The organism is Micromonospora sp. BL1, from assembly GCF_003667485.1.
GTDB lineage: Bacteria > Actinomycetota > Actinomycetes > Mycobacteriales > Micromonosporaceae > Micromonospora > Micromonospora tulbaghiae.
Genome location: NZ_RCVK01000204.1, coordinates 1 through 1,930, shown reverse-complemented (window position 1 = coordinate 1,930; position 1,930 = coordinate 1). Strand labels below are relative to the sequence as shown.

Sequence of the window (1,930 nt, the reverse complement as noted above, 5' to 3'; positions counted from 1 at the left end):
GTGGACGGCGCCCCCGCCGGTCCCGCGCCGGCCACGAGGTCCGGGTTGGCGATCATCAGGATGATGTCGGTGACCGACGTACGGTCACCGGTCGCCGGCTGGCACAGGTAGATCGGCGTGTTCTCGGGCCGGAACTTGTTCTTGAACTGGAAGTTGCCGGGCCCGAACACGCCCACCGAGTGCAGCTCCGCCAGCGCGTCCGCCACCGCCGGGTCGGCGTTCGGCGACTCGGTGATGGCGACACCGAAGCTCGCCCCGAAACTGAACGACGTGCATCCCTCGGCGGCGGTCAGCTCGATGATCCGGACGATCGCCCACTCCAGACCGCCGGCGGGCATCTCGTCGGCGTAGAACTCCAGGTCGAGCAGGTATCCCCGCTCGGACGGGATCCGGGTCACGATGACCGCGTTGACGAGGACGTCGTCCACCCGGGTGAGGAAGACCCGGTGCCGGGGGTCGAGCGTGCCGCCGCCGATCTCCTCGCGGACCACGCCGACGTACGGGTTCACCATCTGCTTGCGGCGGGCCCAGGAGTCGATCAGACCGACGATCTGCCGGTCGGTCTCCGGCGACGCGCCGGCCCGGTACTCCTCGATCCGGCAGTCACCGGCGCGCTCGAACCGGTGCAGGAGGCTGCGCAGCCGCTGCATCCGGCCGCCCCGTACGGTGAACGAGGCCAGGTCCGTCAGGCGCTGCACCGCCCCGAACGGGGTCGCGGTGACCGGTTCCCCGGCGACCTCGGTCAGGTGGGCCAGGGACAGGAAGTTGGGCCGCAGGCCGTGGCGCCGCGCCCAGGCCATCCACTCCGCGACGAGGTCGTGGAAGTGGTCGTGGTGCCCGACGAAGCTCCAGGCGAACACGTCGTCGCCGCGGACCGAGAAGTTGACGTAGCCGGCCCGCGCCGAGTCGACGAACGCGTACGGGGCGATGTCCCGGCCGGCCAGCCCGCCCTCCTTGGCGTGGCGGCGGTCGAGGTCGGCCAGGAGGTCACGCAGCGCCGGGCGGCCGGGCAGGGTCCGCTTGCGGACGACGACGGGCTCGCCGTCGACCTCGGCGCCGCTCTCGATCGTCCGGCCGGTGCCCCGCGGACCGGTCCCCGGCTCGGTCCGGACACCGGTCCCGGCGGACCGCCCGGCCAGGAACGCGGTGAGGTCGGCCATCGTCGGGTGGTCGAACAGCAGCGTCTTGGGCAGCGCGCCGTAACGCTGTTCCAGGGCGCCGACGACCCGCAGCATGTCGAACGAGGTGAGGCCGCTGTCGGCGAACGTCCGCCCGGGCTCGACGGGATGCTCCAGCACCCCGGCCACGATCTCCTCGACGCCGTCGCCGGGTACGGCCGGGCGTGGTGCCCGCGTGCCGGCGGCCACGAGCGCCGCCACCGCCTCGACCGTGTCGTGCTCGTACAGGTCGGCCGCGGTTATCTCCACGTCGAACGTGGCCACCACCAGCCGGGCCAGTTCCATCCGGAAGATCGAGTCGAGGCCGAGGTCGGCGAACGCCCGGTCGGCCGTGATCTCCGTGCGGTCGGCGCCGAGCACCCGCGCCACGCAGTCCCGTACCGCCTCGGCCACCTCCGCGGGCGCGGCCGGGACCGTACCGGCGGGCTCCTGGACGGCGACGGCCGGCCGTCCGGCGCGGCGCGGCTGCTCGGCGGGGCCGTGCGGTTCGACGAGGCCCCGCGGGTCGGCGGGGTCCGGCCGGTCGACGTGCTCGTGCGGTTGCGCGGGGCTCGTCCGCGCGGGTGCGGCCGGTGGCGCAGCGGCGGCGGGTGGCGCCGTAACGGCGGGACCGGCTCCGGCCGGGCGGCTGGCCGGGCGGGCGAGGACGCCCACCGGGGCCGCGCCGTTCGGCGTGTGTCCGCCGTTCACCGCTCCCGCGCCGGCGGATCGCGCAGCACGATCCGGTCGGCGGCGGTGCGCCGGACCGGGGC

1 protein-coding gene is annotated in these 1,930 nt (G+C 74.8%); it reads right to left on the bottom strand.

Annotation, left to right across the window (positions count from 1 at the left end; translation table 11 throughout):
* On the bottom strand, positions 1-1,868 hold a 1,868-nt coding region (locus EAD96_RS10805; protein WP_233585635.1), incomplete at its 3' end, for a phosphopantetheine-binding protein.
* Between the last annotated feature and the right edge of the window lie 62 nt (positions 1,869-1,930).